Here is a 19603-nt window from a genome sequence, read left to right on the forward strand (position 1 = left end):
GACAACGTGACACCGTCATCATTCCGACTTCGGCCCGATCTAACATCGTTGCAAAAGGAAGGTTGCATGTCCGAATTTCGTCTGACCCAGATTTCCGACACCCACCTCGCCCGCAGCCGGCCGACGCTGATCGCCAACTTCGAGGCGGTCGCCGAGCATATCGACGCGACGCGGCCAGACCTCGTGCTCAACAGCGGCGATGTCGCCTTCGATGGGCCGAACAGCCGCAGCGATCTCGAATTCGCGAAGTCACTGCATGCGGCGCTGCCGGTCGATTGCCGCTATCTGCCCGGCAATCACGACATCGGCGACAACCCGACCGCGGTCGGCACGCCGCCGACAGAGCCGGCGACGGAGGAGAATTGCGATGCGTTCCGCGCCACCGTCGGCGAAGATCGCTGGTGCTTCGAGGCCGCAGGCTGGCGCTTCATCGGGCTGAATTCGCTGATCATGAATACGGGGCTCGATAGCGAAGCCGAACAATTCGACTGGCTCGCTTCACAGCTTGGCAACGTGAACGGCAAGCCGGTAGCGCTGTTCCTGCACAAGCCGCTGTTCCTGAATCTGCCTGATGACGCCGAGCTGGCGGAAACCGCGATCCGCTACATCCCGCAGCCGGCACGCGCCCGCCTGTTCGAGATGCTCAGTGCGGTCGACTGGCGCCTGGTCGGCAGCGGCCATGTGCATCAGCGGCGCGATTTCACCTTTGGACGTGTCCGCCACATCTGGGCGCCGTCGGTCGGCTTCATGATTCCGGACCACATGCAGGACGTGATCGGAATCAAGGAAACCGGGATCGTCGAATACCGCTTCCGGCCTGACAGTTTCGAGGTTCGCCACGTCAGGGCGGAAGGCCAGGTCGATATCAGCCTCGACGCGCTGCTCGCAGAGATGGCGGCGGATTAGGCCGACGCGTTAAGTCTGCGCCGTATCCCTCTGATCCTGCTGGATGACTGTCGTTCAGATCCTGCTGGATCACTGTCAGCAGGGCCTGCAGCGAGTCCGCGCTGGAGCGCGGCGCGGGCGGCGGCAGCAGCGGACCTATTCCGAACGGTTCGGACTCGGGCTCAGCCTCGACGAATTTGCCGTGCAAAACATCAGCGCGGCGGCCGATGACCCACATGGCCATCGCATAGCCGGCCGCCAGCAAAATGACACAGAAAATGCCGATTTCAAACATGACTACACCTGAAAATAATGTGATGATTCAATGTGTTGCATGCACAGTCAAGCAAAGGTACCGCTAGCCGGAATCATTTGGTTAACGCTGTGACCTTTGGGGTACGCCGGGCCCCCTGCCGAGGCTTGCGACACTTCTGCGCCGGCATGAAAAAGTCCGCCGCGTTGGCGCGGCGGACTGGAGTTGCTTCCAGATTTCTCAGAGGTCAGTAGCCGTAACCCGGCGCCGCGTAAGGCGAGCCGTAGTACGCCGGCGGCGGGGAATTATCCCAGGGTGCGGTGGCGAATGCACCGACGCGCGGCCCCGGATAGTAGGCCGGCCCGCTGCGGTAATACGGGGCGGCCGGGGCGGCCAAGTCGGGATCGATCACGGCGGGTCGCTGCACGTAGTGCTCGCGGGCGGCCACGGGGTTTGCCAACGTCGCCGTCGCAATCAGTACTGCTGATAGGACTGCCAGTCTTCTCATTAGCTGCTCCATTCCGATGCGAGGAACCTATGGTGTTCGGCTTCCCGGCATCTTGGCTTGCTGGTTGCGCATGATCCCCGCGCGGGAACGCTTCGCGTCATCGCGCGCGAATGTTCCCGGCTTTTTCGGATCATGCTCGGCCACCAACAGCCGCAAGCAGCAGTGCGTTCCTGATTTCCATTCACCGATGCGCGAGGTCGGCGGACTGCGACCCATGGATCGCAGGGCTCGCTGAGCTGTGATGGCTCACGCCTTGTCGGGCCCGACGCGCACCAGCTGCTTGCCGAAATTGGCGCCCTTCAAGAGGCCCATGAACGCCTCGGGTGCGCTCTCGAGACCCTCGGTGACGAACTCCTTGTACTTGACCTTGCCTTCGCGCACCCACCCCGACATATCGCGCAGGAAATCGCCCTGACGCGCGGCGAAATCGCTGACGATGAAACCGCGGAACGTCAGGCGCTTGGTCAGGATCGCACGCATCATCGCACCCGCCCATTTCGGCGGCTTGCTTTCGGTATCGTTGTAGTGCGCGATCAGGCCGCAGACCGGCACGCGTGCGAACGGGTTGAGCAGCGGGAACACCGCGTCGAATACGGCGCCGCCGACATTCTCGAAATAGACGTCGATGCCCTTCGGGCAGGCTTCCTTCAACTTGGCAGCGAGGTCGGGATCGCGATGGTCGAGGCAATCGTCGAAGCCGAGCTCGTTCTTCACGAAGTCGCATTTGTCCTTGCCGCCAGCGATGCCGATCGCGCGGGCGCCCTTGATCCTTGCGATCTGGCCCACCGCCGAACCGACCGCGCCGGATGCTGCAGCCACGACCACGGTCTCGCCGGCTTGCGGCTTGCCGATATCGAGGAGACCTGTGTAGGCCGTCATCCCGGGCATGCCGAGCACGCCGACCGCTGTCGAGATCGGCGCAAGCTTCGGATCGATCTTGGACAGGCCCTTGCCATCGGAGAGCGCATGCGTCTGCCAGCCGGCGCGAGACAGCACGATGTCGCCCTTGGCAAAGGCTGGATTGTTGGACGCGACCACCTCGCTCACAGTGCCGGCTTCCATCACGCCGCCGACCGGCACCGGCTGCGCATAGGACGGGCCATCGCTCATGCGCCCGCGCATATAGGGATCGAGCGACAGCCAGATCGTGCGGAGCAGGACCTGGCCCGCGCCCGGCTCCGGCACGGCATATTCCTCAAGGCGGAAGTCGGATGGTTTGGGCTCGCCAACGGGCCGCGAGGCGAGAACGATGCGCTGACCCTGGGACATGGTGTTTCCTCCTGTGTTTGTCATTGCGAGCGTAGCGAAGCAATCCACAGGTCCGCAAGCGCAGGAATGGATTGCTTCGTCGCTATCGCTCCTCGCAATGACGGCGCTGCAGGAGGAGAGAGCTTACGCCCCGCCCGGATAGTTCGGGGATTCGCGGGTGATGGTGACGTCGTGCACGTGGCTCTCGCGAAGTCCCGCGCCGGTGATCCGGACGAACTCCGCCTTGTCGTGGAATTCGGCGATGTTCTTCGCGCCGACATAGCCCATCGCGGCGCGCAGGCCGCCCGCGAGCTGGTGCATCACATTGGCGACCGGGCCCTTGTAGGGCACCTGCCCTTCGATGCCTTCAGGCACGAGCTTGAGCGTATCCTTGATGTCCTGCTGGAAGTAGCGGTCGGCCGAGCCGCGCGCCATCGCGCCGACCGAGCCCATGCCGCGATAGGCCTTGTAGGAGCGGCCCTGCCACAGGAAGACTTCGCCTGGAGTCTCGTCAGTGCCGGCTAGCAGCGAGCCGACCATCGCGATATCGGCGCCGGCAGCAAGCGCCTTGGCGAGATCGCCGGAATATTTGATGCCGCCGTCGGCGATCACGGGCACATTGGCCTTCTTCGCCGCTTCGACCGCATCCATGATCGCGGTGAGCTGCGGCACGCCGACGCCGGCGACGATGCGGGTGGTGCAGATCGAGCCCGGGCCGATGCCGACCTTGATCGAGTCAGCGCCGGCATCGATCAGCGCCTGCGCGCCGTCTTTGGTTGCGATATTGCCGGCGATCACCTGCACCGCGTTGGAGAGCCGCTTGATCCGGTTGACGGCATCCAGCACGCGTGAGGAATGGCCGTGCGCGGTGTCGACGACAATGAGGTCGACGCCGGCGTCGATCAGGCGCTCGGTGCGCTCGAAACCGCCCTCGCCGACCGTGGTCGCCGCGGCAACGCGCAGGCGGCCCTGTGCGTCCTTTGCGGCCAGCGGATGCGCGACCGCCTTTTCGATGTCCTTCACGGTGATCAGGCCGACGCAGCGATATTGATCGTCGACGACCAAGAGCTTCTCGATGCGATGCTTGTGCAGCATCCGCTTGGCCTCGTCCTGGCTGACGCCCTCGCGCACGGTCACGAGGTTTTCGCGCGTCATCAATTCCGAGACCTTCTGCCTGGGATCGGTCGCAAAGCGCACGTCGCGGTTGGTGAGAATGCCGACCAGCTTGCCCGGGACATTCTTGGCCGCGCCGGTGACTACTGGAATGCCGGAGATCCCGTGGTCCTTCATCAGCGTCAGCGCATCCGCGAGCGTCGCGTCGGGGCCGATGGTCAGCGGGTTGACCACCATGCCGGATTCGAACTTCTTCACCTGCCGCACCTGCGCGGCCTGGCCCTCGGGATCGAAATTGCGGTGGATCACGCCGATGCCGCCGGACTGCGCCATCGCGATCGCCATGCGCGCCTCGGTGACGGTGTCCATCGCGGAGGCGATGATGGGGATGTTGAGCGGAATCGCGCGGGTGACGTAGGAGCGGATGTCGACTTCGGAGGGAAGCACGTCCGATAGGCCGGGCTTCAGCAGCACGTCGTCAAACGTGAAGGCCTCGCGGATCGCGGGGAATGCCTGTACCGTCGCCATTGCCAACTCCTTTCGGCGGCGATCCGCCGCGATAACGTAAAAGGATGAGCGCCGCCTCCCGGCGCTGCCTGCTGCATCGCCGTCGAATCGGAGCCCATCGGTGGGGTTGACGCTGGTCGATAGCATGGCGACATGACGAATCAAAGCGTTTGCCAGCCATGCACAGGCTTTTTCGGCGCCTGTCCCGATCTGACATCGCCCCTTTCGGGCGGAATCGCGTCGGCAAACGCCAAAATCGAGCGTCGCATACGATCTAAGTGGTCATGCGGGTTCCGCAATAGCCAGTCCGGTAGCGGGGTGATACAGCCCGTCCCCGCCCGCCCGCTTCTCAAGCCTCCGGCTCCATGGACAAGCAACGCCTGATCCCGCTGATCGTCGCCACGGCCCTATTCATGGAAAACATGGATTCGACGGTCATCGCGACGTCACTGCCGGCGATTGCGGCCGATATCGGCACCAGTCCGCTGACGCTGAAGCTCGCGATCACCTCCTATCTGCTCTCGCTTGCGGTCTTCATTCCGGCGAGCGGGTGGACCGCCGACAGGTTCGGCGCGCGGATGGTTTTTGCAGGAGCGGTCGGCGTGTTCATGCTGGGATCGATCGGCTGCGCGCTATCGTCCTCGGTCACCGATTTCGTGTTCGCGCGCATCCTGCAGGGCCTCGGCGGGGCGATGATGACGCCGGTCGGGCGGCTGGTGCTATTGCGCTCGGTCGACAAGAGCGCGCTGGTCAACGCCATGGCGTGGGTGACGGTGCCGGCATTGATCGGTCCCGTGATCGGGCCACCGCTCGGCGGCTTCATCACCACCTATTTCTCCTGGCACTGGATCTTCCTGATCAACATTCCGATCGGCTTCCTCGGCATCTTCATGGCGCTGAAATACATCGATCCGATCAAGAGCGAGAATCCGGAGCCGTTCGATCTCTATGGCCTCGTGCTCGCCGGCATCGGCCTTGCCGGCATCGCCTTCGGGCTTTCGGTCGCCGGCCTCAACCTTTTGCCATGGACGGTCGTCGCCTCGCTGATCGCGGTGGGTTCGATCTCGATGACGCTTTACGTTATCCACGCGCGACGGACCGGATCGCCCGTGCTGGATTTCTCGCTGCTGAACCTGTCGACACTGCGCGCCAGCATCATCGGCGGCTTCATGTTCCGCCTCGGCGTCGGCGCCCTGCCGTTCCTGCTGCCTTTGCTGATGCAGGTCGGCTTCGGGCTGTCGCCATTCCAGTCGGGCCTCGTCACCTTCGCGTCCGCCGTCGGCGCCATGGGCATGAAGACGCTTGCCGCACGCATCATCCGCAGCTTCGGCTTCCGCAACCTGATGACGGTCAATGCGGTAATAAGTTCGCTCTTCCTTGCCGCCTGCGCGCTGTTCACGGCGGCGACCCCGCTGCTCCTGATCATGATCATCCTGGTGGTCGGCGGCTTCTTCCGCTCGCTGCAGTTCACCGCCATCAACACGGTCGCCTATGCCGAGGTCGAGCCGGCGCAGATGAGCCGGGCGACCACGCTGGTCAGCGTCAACCAGCAACTCGCGATCTCCGCCGGCGTCGCGGTCGGCGCGTTCTCCGTCGAGACGACGATGTGGCTGGATGGTGCGAGCGACTTGAACGCGACCATGTTCGCACCAGCTTTCCTGGTTGTCGCGGTCATCTCCGCGGCGTCAGCCTGGTTCTTCTGGCAGATGCCAGACGATGCCGGCCACGAGATCTCGGGCCGCAAAGCGGTCGAGATCTCCAGCCGCAAGGGCGCGGCCACCGCCGCCGTGAAGGCCGCAACCGAAGGAACGCAGGACGCGCGGGATCAGCGATTGGGATAACGCTAGCGCCACCAACTTGTAATCGTTCTAAATCCCAGCTTCGTGTTGATCGCAGCGCTTGACCCATTCGCGCCTGACTGGAAAACACGTGCGATGAGCGAACAAACCAATATCCGAACATCTCAGCCCTTGGGTTTGGCCAAGCGGGGATATTCGGGCGTGATCCAGCATCTGGCCGTAGCTGACGCGGCCTCCGCGCTCGCCGGCCACGAGCTTGAGAGCCGGTTGATCGAGCTCGGATTCGTCGAGGGCGCCCGGGTCGAGGTGCTGCACGAGGGAATCGTTGGACGCGACCCGATCGCGGTCAGGGTCGAAAACGTCACGATCGCCCTGCGCCGGCGCGAGGCCATGGCGATCATCGTCGCCTGATGGAGCGAGCGGAAACGCGATGGAAGCCCCACTCCTGCATCTTGCGCTGGTTGGTACGCCCAACAGCGGCAAGACCTCGCTTTTCAACGCGCTGACGGGCAGCCGGCAGAAGGTCGCGAACTATCCGGGCGTGACCGTCGAGCGCAAGGAAGGGTTTTTCGTCACCCCCGCCGGACGGCAGGTTTCGCTGGTGGACCTGCCCGGCACCTATTCGCTGCGCGGGCGCAGCCCGGATGAGGAAATCACCCGCGACATGGTGCTGGGCCGCACCCCTGGCGAGGCCGTCCCCGACCTCATCCTCTGTGTCGCGGACGCGACCAATTTGCGGCTGACGATCCGCCTGCTGCTGGAGCTGAAGAACACCGGCCGGCCGATGATGCTGGTGCTCAACATGTTCGACATTGCGGCCCGCCGCGGTGTGAGCGTGGACGTGCCTAAATTGTCCGAGGCGCTCGGCGTGCCCGTCGTGACCTCGATCGCGGTTCGCAAGGGCGGGATCGCGGAACTGTTGCGTCGAACCGACGAGATTGCGGCGCAGGAGCAGACACCCGCCGGGCCGAATCGATGGCAGCCCCTCACCGCCTCCCAGTTGCGCGCTACCCAGCGCGAGGCCGACCGCATCATCAACTCCGCCGTCACGCTACCTGCCAAGCCCGACACCTGGACCGCCCGGATCGACGCGGTGGTGCTGCATCCGGTCGCGGGACTTTTCATCCTCGCGCTGATCCTGTTCCTGATGTTCCAGGCGGTGTTCGCGTGGGCACAGCCGCTGATGGAGCTGTTATCCTCGGCCTTCGACGCGCTCGGCCAGTTCGTGCATGACACGCTGCCGGAAGGGCTGCTGCAGAGCTTCCTTCAGAACGGCGTCATTTCCGGCGTCGGCAGCGTCATCGTGTTCCTGCCGCAGATCATCATCATCTTCCTGTTCATCCTGCTGCTGGAAGATTTCGGCTACATGGCGCGCGCGGCGTTCCTGATGGACCGCATCATGGGCGGCGCCGGCCTGCACGGCCGCGCCTTCATTCCGCTTCTCTCGAGCTTTGCCTGCGCGATCCCCGGCATCATGGCGACGCGCGTGATCGACAACCGGCGCGACCGCCTGACCACCATCCTGATCGCGCCACTGATGACCTGCTCGGCACGCATTCCCGTGTACACGCTGATCATCTCGGCGTTCATTCCGGACCGCGATGTCTGGGGCTGGTTCAACCTGCGCGGCCTCGTCCTGTTCGGCCTCTATGCGGCTGGAATCACCAGCGCGCTCGGCGTCTCGTTCCTGGTCAAATTCTTCATGCTGCGCGATTACGCCCCTGCGCCCTTCATGCTCGAATTGCCCGACTACAAACTACCGCGGCTGAAGAGCATCGCCATCGGCGTCTACACGCGGGCGAAGATGTTCCTGCAGCGGGCCGGCACGACGATCTTCTCGATGATGGTGCTGATCTGGTTCCTGGCCTCATTCCCGACCGCGCCGGCCGGCGCCCAAGATCCCGCCATCGACTACAGCCTCGCCGCGATCATCGGCAAGGCGATCGAGCCACTGCTGGCGCCGCTCGGATTCAACTGGCAGATCGCGGTGGCGCTGATCCCCGGAATGGCCGCCCGCGAGGTCGCGGTGGCAGCGCTTGGCACCGTCTACGCCATCGAGGGCGGCAAGGAAGCCGCCGACCAGATCGGCCATGTGCTCGCCACCAAATGGAGCCTCGCCACCGCTTTGTCGCTGCTGGTCTGGTACATCTTCGCCCCCCAATGCGCCTCGACGCTGGCGGTGATCCGCCGCGAGACCGGCGGCTGGCGATGGATGGCAGTGACGTTCTTCTACATGCTGGCGCTGGCGTATCTGGCGAGTCTGGCGACCTACAATATCGCGGTCGCGCTGGGGGCGGGTTGACCCCCGAACCTATACGTTGCTCCTGCACGGCATCTTGATGGTCGCGCGAAGGCCCGATCGACCGGCTCCGTTGACGTTCTCGAACGCGATCGAGCCACCGTAACGATCGATGATCCGTTTCACGATCGAGAGTCCTGTCGGCCGCTCACCTCGAAAGAACGGCTCGAAGATTCGATCGAGATCGCCCGGTGGAATTCCCGGCCCGGTGTCCTCGATCTGCAGGACCGCCATCTCGCCCTCACGATAGACTCCAAGGTCGATGCTTCCGCCATCAGGCGTGAACTTGACCGCGTTTTCGACGAGATTGCGCACAGCCGAGGCAAGCGACAACGCATCGCCGCTGACCGCAACAGCCTCGGCGATCCGAAAGCCCAGATCTATGTCTCGCGCAGCGGCTTCCGGCAAAATATCGGCGACGACTTCCTTCGCGACCTCGTCGAGAGCGACGGTCTCCCAAACCGCGACTTGCACGGCATCCTGGCGCGCAAGTGCCAAGAGTTGCTCGAGCAGATGCTTGGTTCGCCGCATGCCGCTCTTCAACGCATCGAGACGGTCGCGCGCCTGCGGCGACATTTCACGCGGATCCAGATTTTCAGCCTGAAGGCTCAGCGCCGTAATCGGCGTCCGGAGTTCGTGGGCCGCGTCTGCGATAAACCGCCGCTGCTGCTCCATCATGCCGCGCATGCGATCCAGCAACCCGTTAATCGACACGAGAAACGGATGCAACTCGCTCGGCATTCCCGTCGCCTTCAATTCATGGATGTCGTCGCCCCTTCTCGCGTCGAGATCATGAGCCAGCCTGACCATCGGTTGGAACGAACTTGCGATCACCGCTGCTGTCACCAGCAGAAGACATGGAACCAGCGCGGCGATCGGCAGCAACGTCCGCAACGCCATATTGCCTGCAATCTCGGTGCGGATCTCCGTGCGCTGCGTCACCGCGAATCGGCTGCCATCGGCCCGTGTGCGCAGCAACACCCGGATGGGCTGTCCTTTATAGGTGCCGTTGTGCAATCCATCCGGCAGCGTCCAGAGCTTACGGTCGTCAGCCGAGCCGCGCGGGACCGTTCCCAGTTCGATGACTGCAACCTCTGCCTCCGCGTCGACGCCGTTGACAGGTTGGCTTTCCCTGACCGAAGCGTTCAGTGCGAACGTACCGACCTGGATCAGGACCGAGTCCTGCATTTCGATCGTTTCGCTGTAGGCCCACAGATACGCGAAGGTGCCTCCGATCGCTCCCGTCAGCACGATGATCGCCGTGAGGCCGACGAACAGACGTGCGCGCAACGATTTCAGCATGTGGGACGATCCACCATCCACCCAACGCCGCGAACGTTCCTGATCGCAATGGCACCTAGCTTCTTGCGCACCGCGTGGATCAGGAATTCGACGGCGTTGCTTTCGACCTCCTCGGTCCAGCCGTAGATCTGCCGCTCCAGCTCGCCGCGGGACAGGATCGCACCGGGCCGCATCAGCAGCGCCTGAACCAGAGCGAATTCGCGTGCGCTCAGCACCGCCTTCTCGCCGCAGAAGGTCGCCTCGCGCGTCGCCGGATCAAGGCAAAGGCGGCCGTTGGTGAGGACCGGCGGCGTACCGCTGCCTTCGCGCCGCAGGACAGCGCGCATGCGCGCCAGCAATTCGCCGATCTCGAATGGCTTGACCAGGTAATCGTCGGCACCGAGATCGAGACCAGCCACGCGATCGCTCAAGGCGTCGCGCGCCGTCAGCACGATGACTGGAAGGCGCACACGCTCTGCTCGGACTCGTTTTAGAACCTCAAGACCGTCGATGAGGGGCAGGCCAAGATCAAGCAACGCCATATCGTAGGTCTCGCTGTGGATCGCCTCGATGGCGAGATCGCCGTTCCTGACCCAGTCGACCGCGTAGGCGGCATCTTTCAGCGCCTCCAGGACGGCCGCACCAATCATTTTATCGTCTTCGACCAGCAGTACTCGCATGACGGCCGGCCCCGCTATGCAGCCGGCGGACCCGCATCGTTCGCGGCTGCGCCGGGGGTCTCGGGCACCGCAACGCGGGTGGTCAGCGGGCAGGCTACGATCCATGAACGGGACATCATCTTCCCTCTGATTCTCCTGTCTCGGTCTGGCTCGCGCCCTGGAGCATGACAGCTCCGACTGAGCCGATACTTAGCTCCACTCCCGTTCATCCTCGGTACGATCCGGCTCCTAAGTCGGAGCTAAGTCTGGACAGGTACGCTCCATTCGAAGTTCGGCAAGACCGCCGGATATCCCGATTGGAGTTCCGCAAAGTGTCCGACGCACTGGCGCGCCGATGCTGAACAAGGTCCCCGAAGTCACACTAGTCTTCTGGGTGATCAAGATCATGTCAACGACGGTCGGCGCGCGCCGAAGCCGCCGCCTCGAAGCTCGGAGCCTTGGGCTTGGGCCGGAGTGAAGAGCCGATGGAATTCATCAACAAGAACGGCCGTGTCGACGATACCGGCAAGGTGCCGGCCGTTTCGTTGGGCTTTTGGATCGTCAAGATCCTGGCTACGACGCTGGGCGAAACCGGCGGCGATGCCGTGACGATGTCGATGGGTCTCGGCTACCTGGTTGGGACGGCGATTTTCGCCATCGTCTTTGCCGTGGTGGTCGCCGCCCAGATCGGCGCGAAGCGGTTCCATCCGTTCCTCTATTGGACGGTCATCATCGCAACGACAGCCGTCGGCACGACGCTGGCGGACTTCGTGGACCGGTCACTCGGGATCGGCTATCTCGGCGGGTCCTCGCTGCTTGCGGCACTGCTCGTCGCATCGCTGGCGGTCTGGCATCGAACGATGGGGTCGGTCTCGATTGCATCGATCGACAACAAGGCGGCGGAAGCCTTCTATTGGGTCACGATCCTGTTTTCGCAAACGCTCGGGACGGCGCTCGGAGACTGGATGGCTGATACAACCGGGCTTGGCTATCGCGGCGGCGCCCTGGTCTTCGCAACAGGCATTGCCGTCGTCGCGGCCGCATATCTTTGGACCAATATGTCCAGGACGATGCTCTTCTGGATCGCCTTCGTGCTGACCCGGCCTCTTGGAGCGACCGTGGGCGATTTCCTGGACAAGCCGCTCGATCACGGCGGCTTGGCTCTCAGCCGATATGCGGCTTCAGGTGCCCTCGCAGCCGCCATCGCGGCGCTGGTCTTGCTCCTGCCGCAACGAGCGGGCCAGCGAGCCTGACCCGATCCGTCATGAACGTCCTTCGGTCTTTGTGACACCGCGAAATCCCGTCGCCAGCACGTAACGCTCCGACGAATCCTGCCGGCTGGCGGCGGGCTTTACGTGGCGGATGGTCGAGAAGTCGCGCTTCAACTGCGCGAGTAGTTCGGCATCGGCGCCGCTCTGAAACACCTTTGCGAGGAACGCGCCGCCGGGGCTGAGCACGTCGCAGGCGAAGGCTGCGGCGGTCTCGACCAGGCCGACGATCCGGAGTTGATCTGTCTTGCGGTGACCGGTGGTGTTGGCGGCCATGTCGGACATCACGACATCGGCGCGGCCGCCCATCATCGCGATCAGTTTTTCCGGCGCGTCGTTGTCGAGGAAATCGAGCTGCGCGAAGGTGACGCCGGGGATCTCTCCCATTTCCAGGAGGTCGATTGCGATCACCTTGCCCTTGCCATCGGCCGAGCCGACGCGCTTGGCCGCGACCTGGCTCCAGCCGCCGGGCGCAGCGCCGAGGTCGACCACGGTCATGCCCGGCTTGAGCAGGCGATATTTGTCGTCGATCTCGGTCAGCTTGAAGGCCGCGCGCGAACGGTAGCCCTGCGCCTTGGCTTTCGCGACATAGGGATCGTTGAGCTGGCGTTCCAGCCAGAGTTTTGAGGACAATTTCCGCTTGCCGCCGCTCTTCACCGTGACGTGCAGCCGGCCGGTCGAATCTTTCGCCATAAGTGTCTCTGGATTCTCTTTGTTGGAGCATGATCTTGTCGGAAAACCGGTTCCCACTTTTCCGGATCACGCTCGTTACGGCACGTGCAGGCACGACTTCAGCGCGCCGTCCTCGCGCATCATCTCGACCAGCATGCCCTCGCGCAGGCCGCGGTCGGCGACGCGCAGCCGCGGCAGCGGGAATGCGTTCCTGATGGCATCGAGGATCGCGCAGCCCGCAAGCACGAGGTCGGCGCGCTCGATGCTGATGCAGCTATTATTGATGCGCTCCTCATAGCTCATGCCAAGCAGATTTTGAATCGTCGCAGTCACGTCGGCGTCGCTCATCCAGATGCCATCGATGCGTCGGCGATCGTAGCGCGGCAGATTGAGGAATACGCCGGCAAGGGTCGTCACCGTGCCCGACGTGCCCAGCAGATGCATGTCGCGCAAATCGGAGCCGTGCTCGGTCGCGAACGGGGCGACATATTGCGCGACCTCGGCGACCATCCGCGCATACAACTCTTTTGTGACATTGCGACCGCCGAATTGCTCGGCAAGGCTGACCACACCGAACGGGATCGACATCCAGGCCTTGATCCAGGGCGCAGCATCCGGCCTTGCCGGATCGCGCTCGATCCGCACCAGTTCGGTCGAGCCGCCGCCGATGTCGAACAGAACCGCGCCGCGGCCCCTTCGGTCGAGCAGCGGCGAGCAGCCGATCACGGCCAGCGTCGCCTCGGTCTCGCGGTCGATCACCTCGAGCTTGATACCGGTCTCGGCGGCGACGCGGGCGCGGAAACTGTCGGCATTGGCGGCGGCACGGCAGGCCTCGGTTGCGATCAGCCGCAGGCGCCTCGCCTTGCGGTACCGGATCTTGTCGCTGCAGATCGAGAGCGCGGCGATTGCGCGCTCGATTGCGGCGTCGCTGATGGAACCGGTCGCCGAAATGCCCTCGCCGAGCCGAATGATGCGGGAAAAAGAGTCGACCACGCGGAACCCGTCCCCGGTGGGACAGGCGATCAGGAGCCTGCAATTGTTGGTGCCAAGGTCAAGCGCCGCGTAAACGCCGCTTTCGACGGCCGCCGTAGCCAACCCTGACGGGCTCTCGCGGGCCGAAAGGCCGACGCAAGGCCGCGTGTCATCCTTCATCAACACTGTCTTTCCGCGCGGCACCCGGCCCGCCGAAGAATTTCCGTTCACGGAAACTTTAGCAGCGCCAAAGGCCTACGCAACAAATCATCACACGCGACATGCCTAATCGGGCGTTGTCGCTTACATCACGCTACGTTATCTGGTCGAAACACCGCGAAATTGCTCCAAATCGCGGCATTTCAGGTTATTTACCATGCAAGATCACACATCTTCCGCGGCCCTCGAAAACGCTATCGCACTGCAAAAATACGGTGTCGGGCAACCGGTCCGCCGCAAGGAGGACGACACGCTGGTGCGCGGCAACGGCAAATACACCGACGATTTCTCCCTGCCCGGCCAAGCCTATTGCTGGATGGTGCGCTCCTCCCACGCCCACGGCGTCATCAAGGGGATCGACACCGCCGCCGCCAGGGCGATGCCGGGCGTGCTTGGGGTGTGGACCGGAGCCGACCTCGCGGCCGCCAACTACAACCCGTTCACCTGCGGCATGCCGCTGAAGAGCCGGGATGGCTCGCCGCTGCTGCAGACCAACCGCCTGCCGCTGCCGACCGACAAGGTCCGCTTCGTCGGCGATCCCGTCGCCTTCGTGGTGGCTGAAACGGCCGCGCAGGCGCGCGATGCGGCCGAAGCCGTCGAGGTCGACATCGAATCGCTGCCGGCGGTGACCGATGCCGCCGAGGCCGCCCAGCCCGGCGCGCCGCAGCTCTACGACCACATCCCGAACAATGTCGCGCTCGACTACCACTATGGCGACACCGACAAGATCAATGCCGCTTTCGCCAGCGCGGCGCATGTGACCAAGCTCGACATCGTCAATACCCGCGTCGCTGTCGTCTCGATGGAGCCGCGCGTGGCGCTTGCGGCCTACGACAAGACAACCGAGCGCTATACGCTGCAGGTGCCGACCCAGGGCGTCTCCGGCAACAAGACGACCTTGGCAAAAATCCTCAACGTGCCGCCGGAGAAGGTGCGGATTCTCACCGCCAATGTCGGCGGCTCCTTCGGCATGAAGAACCTCAACTATCCCGAATATACCTGCATCGCCCACGCAGCGAAGGAGCTCGGGCGCCCCGTGAAATGGACCGACGAGCGCTCGACCAGCTTCCTGTCGGACAGCCAGGGCCGCGCCCAGCTCATCCATGCCGAACTCGCGCTCGACGCCGACGGCAAGTTCCTGGCGGTGCGGCTGTCCGGCTACGGCAATCTCGGCGCCTACATCACTGGCGTCGCCCCGGGGCCGCTGTCGCTCAACACCGGCAAGAATCTCGCAAGCGTCTACCGCACGCCGCTGCTCGGCGTCGACATCAAGACGGTCTTGACCAACACCACGCTGATGGGCGCCTATCGCGGCGCCGGCCGGCCCGAGGCCAATTACTACATGGAGCGGCTGATCGATAAGGCCGCCGACGAGATGGGCATCAACCGGCTGACCTTGCGGAAGCGCAATTTCATCAAGCCGTCACAACTGCCCTTCCCGGCCGCATCAGGCGTCACCTATGACAGCGGCGATTTCCAGGGCGTGTTCGAGAAGGCGCTGGAGATTTCGGACTACGAGAATTTCGGCAAGCGCAAGCGGGAGAGCAAGAAGAACGGCAAATTGCGCGGCATCGCGGTCGGCTCCTACCTTGAGGTCACCGCGCCGCCGAGCGGCGAGCTCGGCAAGATCACCTTCGATCCGGATGGCTCGGTGACGCTCACCACCGGCACGCTAGACTACGGCCAGGGCCATGCCACGCCATTCGCGCAGGTGCTGTCGGACCAGCTCGGCGTGCCCTTCGATAAGATCAAGCTGGAACAGGGCGACAGCGATCTGGTGCGGTTCGGCAACGGCACCGGCGGCTCGCGCTCGATCACCGCGACCGGCCAGGCCATCGTCGAGGCGTCCGCACTCGTCGTCGAGAAGGGCAAGAAAGCGGCCGGACATGTGATGGAAGCATCCGAAGCCGACATCGAATTTACCGGCGGCCGCTTCACCATCGCCGGCACCGACCGCTCGATCGGCATCATGGAGCTCGCGCAGCGGATGCGTGAGGGCCAGATTGCCGAGGGCGGGCCTGATACGCTCGACGTCGACCACGCCACCAAGGAGACGCCGTCCACCTTCCCCAACGGCTGCCACGTCGCGGAGGTCGAGATCGACCCGGACACCGGCGTGATCAGGATCGTGCGCTACACCGGCGTCAACGACTTCGGCACCATCGTCAATCCGATGATCGTGGCGGGACAGTTGCACGGCGGCGTCGCGCAAGGCATCGGCCAGGCGCTGATGGAAGAGGTCAATTACGATGCCTCCGGCCAGCCGATCACCGGCTCGTTCATGGACTACGCGCTGCCGCGCGCCGAGGACATTCCGCCCATGGCGGTCGGCGATCATCCCTCGCCGGCGAAGAGCAATCCGCTCGGCACCAAAGGCTGCGGCGAGGCGGGATGTGCCGGCAGCCTTGCGACGGTGGTGAATGCGGTGGTGGATGCGCTGTCGGAATACGGCATCAAGCACATCAACATGCCGCTGACGCCGGAAAAGGTGTGGCGCGCGATCGAGGATGCGAAGAAGGCGCAGGCGGCCTGACGCTTCAGCGGGGCAGGCGGCAATGGCGGCAGAAGCCTACAACCACCAACACTCGTCATGCGCGGGCTTGACCCGCGCATCCATCTCCAGAGCAGAGTCTTTCAAGCGTGATGGATTGCCGGGTCAAGCCCGGCAATGACGCGTCGAATCACGCCGCGGCCTGCTCTCGTGGTTGATAGATCGCGATGTGCCAGCAATGCGCCAGCGGCGTGGTGCCGTTGGCGACCACGATCGCGTCGAGCTCGACGAAGCGGTGGCCCTTCTTGTCATAGTTCGCAGTGATCTTCGCGCGGGCCGTCAGCTCATCGCCGGTCTTCGCGGCCGAGAGGAGCTGCATCCGGCTGCCGACGTGAATCCAGGGGCCGAGGATGGCGTTGTCAACCAGGAGCTTGTTCATCACCTTCTGCAGCATGCCGGGATGGCCGAGCTTTTCGCGCGTGTAGATCGTGTCGGTTTCCCTGATATCGGCGAGATATCCTGTCGCAGCGTCGCCCGCCCAGGTGTACGGCCGGGTGCCGAGCCATTTGCCGACTTCGTAGGACGAGGCATTCACCGGCTTGCGCTCGGCGACAGCGGCGACCTCCGTGTAATCCCTGATCGAGACTGCAGGTGCCGCAGTCGGCAGCGACGCGCTGCCGGTGGCGCAAAGCTCGCCGCGGCTGAACACCTCGATCGCCAGCGCGCCATCGCGCGCCTCGCCCCTCACCTCGGCCTGTTCGCCATCATAGACCGGCTTGAGGAAACGCGCGTCGATCAAGCCGCGCCCGAGGAAATCGCGGCCCCATGTCGCAACCGGTAGATGCATCATATAGGCCATCACGTCGACGCCGGGGACCAGCCCGCCCGAGAAGCCGTACCGCCGCGCCACCGCATCGTCATGGATCTTGTTCTCGGACTCTTTCGAGGTGTTATAGGCCGAGACGCGGTAGGTTTGCGGATGGCTCATGGGGTTCCCCTTATTTCGGTTGTTTTTCTGACCGGATCGTACGCCATCAACCGTCCGTGGCAAGCCTGTGGGCGGCCTCGCAATTTTCCGCCCGATGGGTTACATGCGGCCCACGAATGAACCGCCAAACAGTGATGCCGACTAAAAACCCCACCCGCATCTATGTCGATGCCGACGCCTGTCCGGTGAAGGACGAGGTCTATCGCGTCGCGCTCCGGCACGGACTTGCCGTCAGCGTGGTCGCTGGCAATTTCATCCGCGTGCCGCAGGACCCGCTGATCGAACGCGTCGCCGCCGGTTCCGGCATGGACGCCGCGGATGACTGGATCGCCGAGCGCGCCGGACATGGCGACATCGTCATCACCGCGGATATTCCGCTGGCGAGCCGCTGTGTGAAGGCCGGCGCAGACGTGATTGCGCCGAACGGCAAACCGTTCACGGAGCAGTCGATCGGCATGACCCTGGCGATGCGCAATCTGATGACCGACCTGCGCTCGTCGGGCGAGATCACCGGCGGGCCACGATCGTTCTCGCCGCGCGACCGCTCGGCGTTCCTCTCGGCACTCGACACCGCGATCCGCCGCATCCAGCGCCGCCGCGCCGAACAAACCGTAACGGGACAAAACTGATGGCGCCGCCCCTGATCCAGCTCAAGGACATCAGGCTGACGTTCGGCGGCACGCCGCTACTCACGGGCGTCGAGCTCTCGGTCTCGGCCGAAGAGCGCGTGTGCCTGATCGGGCGCAACGGCTCCGGCAAATCGACGCTGCTCAAGATCGCGGCCGGTTTGGTCGAGCCTGACGCCGGCAGCCGTTTCGTGCAGCCCGGCGCGACCATCCGCTATCTGCCGCAGGAGCCGGATTTCGGCGATCACGCCACCACGCTCGCCTATGTGGAAGCCGGTCTTGGACCCGGCGATGACCATTATCAGGCGCGCTATCTGCTCGAGCAGCTCGGACTGCACGGCGACGAAGATCCCGCCCATCTCTCCGGCGGCGAGGCGCGTCGCGCGGCGCTCGCGCGGGCACTAGCGCCCTCGCCCGACATCCTGCTGCTGGACGAGCCGACCAACCATCTCGATCTGCCGACCATCGAATGGCTGGAAGGCGAATTGCAGAACCGGCGCTCGGCGCTGGTGCTGATCAGCCACGACCGCCGCTTTCTCACCAATTTGTCGCGCGCGACCGCCTGGCTCGACCGCGGCCAGATCAGGCAGATCGACCGCGGCTTCGGCGCATTCGAGGCCTGGCGCGACGAGGTGCTGGCCGAGGAAGAGCGCGATCAGCACAAGCTCGACCGCAAGATCGTCAACGAGGAGCACTGGCTGCGCTACGGCGTCTCCGGACGACGCAAGCGCAACGTCAAGCGGCTTGCCAATCTGCATACGCTGCGCGCGCAGCGGCGGAACTATCGCGGCACCGCGGGCAGCGCCAATCTCGCTGCTGCCGAGGCAGACAAATCCGGACGGCTGGTGATCGAGGCGAAGAGCATCGGCAAGGCATTCGGCGAGCGCAACATCGTGGAGGATTTCTCGATCCGCATCCAGCGCGGCGACCGCGTCGGCATCGTCGGCCCGAACGGCGCCGGCAAGACCACGCTGGTCAACCTGCTGACCGGCGCGGAGGCACCCGATGCCGGTAGCGTGCGGCTCGGCGTGAACCTTGAAATGGCAACGCTCGACCAGCACCGCGAAAGCCTCGATCCGAAATCGACGCTGTCGGAAGCCCTGACCGGCGGTCGCGGCGACCATGTGATGGTCGGCGGCAAGCCGAAGCATGTCGTCAGCTACATGAAGGACTTCCTGTTCTCGCAGGAGCAGATCCGCACACCACTGGAAGTGCTCTCCGGCGGCGAGCGCGGCCGGCTGATGCTGGCTCGCGCACTTGCAAAACCCTCGAACCTCCTGGTGCTGGACGAGCCGACCAACGATCTCGATCTCGAAACCCTCGACGTGCTCGAGGAGATGCTCGGCGATTACGAGGGCACGGTGATCCTGATCAGCCATGATCGCGACTTCCTCGATCGCGTGGTGACGTCAGTGATCGTGCCCGAGGGCGATGGCCGCTGGATCGAATATGCGGGCGGCTACACCGACATGCTGGCGCAGCGCGGCGCGGATCTGAAGCGCGAGGCAGTGAAGACGACGGTTGTCGAGGAGAAAAAGGGAACGAAGGCCGCGGCGCCGACGGCTACGCCAAAGCGGCGGCTGAGCTTCAACGAGAAGCACGCGCTGGAGACATTGCCGAAGACGATCGAGAAATTGCACGCGGAAATCGCAAAGCAGCAGAAGCTGCTTGACGATCCCAACCTCTACGCGAAGGATCGCAAGACATTCGACGACGCCTCCGCCGCGATCGCCAAGGCGCAGCAGGAGCTTTCCGCCGCCGAAGACCGCTGGCTCGAACTCGAAGTGCTGCGCGAAGAAATTGAACAGGCATAAT

Annotated in this window: 17 protein-coding genes; 9 read left to right on the forward strand and 8 right to left on the reverse strand. The window is 64.1% G+C overall.

The window, feature by feature from the left end:
• Positions 1-66: 66 nt before the first annotated feature.
• A complete protein-coding gene (locus AC5ZG1_RS13985) occupies positions 67-906 on the forward strand; it encodes a metallophosphoesterase family protein (protein WP_496133198.1) in 840 nt (279 codons plus the stop codon).
• Between the two features lie 43 nt (positions 907-949).
• Positions 950-1192 (forward strand): hypothetical protein, encoded by a 243-nt coding sequence (locus tag AC5ZG1_RS13990; RefSeq protein ID WP_028164650.1) that lies wholly within the window; start codon positions 950-952, stop codon positions 1190-1192.
• A gap of 193 nt (positions 1193-1385) precedes the next feature.
• Here AC5ZG1_RS13990 and AC5ZG1_RS13995 read toward each other — a convergent pair whose 3' ends face one another.
• The 3 genes from AC5ZG1_RS13995 to guaB form a co-directional block, all read right to left on the reverse strand.
• Positions 1386-1646, reverse strand: coding sequence for a hypothetical protein (locus AC5ZG1_RS13995; protein ID WP_456641750.1), 261 nt, complete (start codon positions 1644-1646; stop codon positions 1386-1388).
• A gap of 246 nt (positions 1647-1892) precedes the next feature.
• Positions 1893-2915, reverse strand: a complete 1023-nt coding sequence (curA, locus tag AC5ZG1_RS14000) for an NADPH-dependent curcumin/dihydrocurcumin reductase (RefSeq protein WP_130226270.1) — start codon at positions 2913-2915, stop codon at positions 1893-1895.
• Between the two features lie 123 nt (positions 2916-3038).
• Positions 3039-4535, reverse strand: a complete 1497-nt coding sequence (gene guaB / locus AC5ZG1_RS14005) for an IMP dehydrogenase (RefSeq protein ID WP_130226271.1) — start codon at positions 4533-4535, stop codon at positions 3039-3041.
• Positions 4536-4879: 344 nt separating this feature from the next.
• Here guaB and AC5ZG1_RS14010 point away from each other — a divergent pair, with 344 nt between their 5' ends.
• From AC5ZG1_RS14010 to feoB, 3 genes are all read left to right on the forward strand, one after another.
• Positions 4880-6355 carry an MFS transporter gene (locus AC5ZG1_RS14010; RefSeq protein WP_456641751.1) on the forward strand — a complete coding sequence of 492 codons (1476 nt, stop codon included), beginning with the start codon at positions 4880-4882 and terminating at the stop codon, positions 6353-6355.
• A gap of 93 nt (positions 6356-6448) precedes the next feature.
• Complete coding sequence (locus AC5ZG1_RS14015; RefSeq protein WP_456641752.1) at positions 6449-6724, forward strand: FeoA family protein; 276 nt, start codon at positions 6449-6451, stop codon at positions 6722-6724.
• A gap of 19 nt (positions 6725-6743) precedes the next feature.
• A complete protein-coding gene (gene feoB, locus AC5ZG1_RS14020) occupies positions 6744-8615 on the forward strand; it encodes a ferrous iron transporter B (RefSeq protein WP_456641753.1) in 1872 nt (623 codons plus the stop codon).
• A 9-nt stretch (positions 8616-8624) separates the two neighbouring features.
• Here feoB and AC5ZG1_RS14025 read toward each other — a convergent pair whose 3' ends face one another.
• Together AC5ZG1_RS14025 and AC5ZG1_RS14030 are read right to left on the reverse strand one after the other, a co-directional pair.
• On the reverse strand, positions 8625-9914 hold the full coding sequence (locus AC5ZG1_RS14025) for a sensor histidine kinase (RefSeq protein WP_496133199.1): 1290 nt from the start codon (positions 9912-9914) through the stop codon (positions 8625-8627).
• Positions 9908-10573: a response regulator transcription factor gene (locus tag AC5ZG1_RS14030; RefSeq protein ID WP_496133328.1), complete on the reverse strand. Its 666-nt coding sequence runs from the start codon at positions 10571-10573 to the stop codon at positions 9908-9910. Before AC5ZG1_RS14030 ends, AC5ZG1_RS14025 begins: the two co-directional genes overlap by 7 nt.
• A 464-nt stretch (positions 10574-11037) precedes the next feature.
• Here AC5ZG1_RS14030 and AC5ZG1_RS14035 point away from each other — a divergent pair, with 464 nt between their 5' ends.
• A complete protein-coding gene (locus AC5ZG1_RS14035; protein ID WP_496133200.1) occupies positions 11038-11805 on the forward strand; it encodes a COG4705 family protein in 768 nt (255 codons plus the stop codon).
• 9 nt (positions 11806-11814) lie between these two features.
• Here AC5ZG1_RS14035 and AC5ZG1_RS14040 read toward each other — a convergent pair whose 3' ends face one another.
• Together AC5ZG1_RS14040 and AC5ZG1_RS14045 are read right to left on the reverse strand one after the other, a co-directional pair.
• On the reverse strand, positions 11815-12513 hold the full coding sequence (locus AC5ZG1_RS14040) for an RlmE family RNA methyltransferase (protein WP_496133201.1): 699 nt from the start codon (positions 12511-12513) through the stop codon (positions 11815-11817).
• Between the two features lie 75 nt (positions 12514-12588).
• Entirely contained in the window at positions 12589-13644 is a 1056-nt protein-coding gene (locus AC5ZG1_RS14045) for a Ppx/GppA phosphatase family protein (protein ID WP_130226279.1), read from the reverse strand.
• A 196-nt stretch (positions 13645-13840) separates the two neighbouring features.
• Here AC5ZG1_RS14045 and AC5ZG1_RS14050 point away from each other — a divergent pair, with 196 nt between their 5' ends.
• Positions 13841-16216, forward strand: a complete 2376-nt coding sequence (locus tag AC5ZG1_RS14050) for a xanthine dehydrogenase family protein molybdopterin-binding subunit (protein WP_496133202.1) — start codon at positions 13841-13843, stop codon at positions 16214-16216.
• 148 nt (positions 16217-16364) lie between these two features.
• Here AC5ZG1_RS14050 and AC5ZG1_RS14055 read toward each other — a convergent pair whose 3' ends face one another.
• On the reverse strand, positions 16365-17162 hold the full coding sequence (locus AC5ZG1_RS14055) for a hypothetical protein (RefSeq protein ID WP_496133203.1): 798 nt from the start codon (positions 17160-17162) through the stop codon (positions 16365-16367).
• A gap of 116 nt (positions 17163-17278) precedes the next feature.
• Here AC5ZG1_RS14055 and AC5ZG1_RS14060 point away from each other — a divergent pair, with 116 nt between their 5' ends.
• Complete coding sequence (locus AC5ZG1_RS14060) at positions 17279-17791, forward strand: YaiI/YqxD family protein (protein WP_456641761.1); 513 nt, start codon at positions 17279-17281, stop codon at positions 17789-17791.
• Positions 17791-19602, forward strand: coding sequence for an ABC-F family ATP-binding cassette domain-containing protein (locus tag AC5ZG1_RS14065; RefSeq protein WP_130226282.1), 1812 nt, complete (start codon positions 17791-17793; stop codon positions 19600-19602). The genes AC5ZG1_RS14060 and AC5ZG1_RS14065 overlap by 1 nt, the downstream gene beginning before the upstream one ends.
• Position 19603 lies beyond the last annotated feature (1 nt).

This window comes from Bradyrhizobium sp. Leo78 (genome assembly GCF_059512425.1).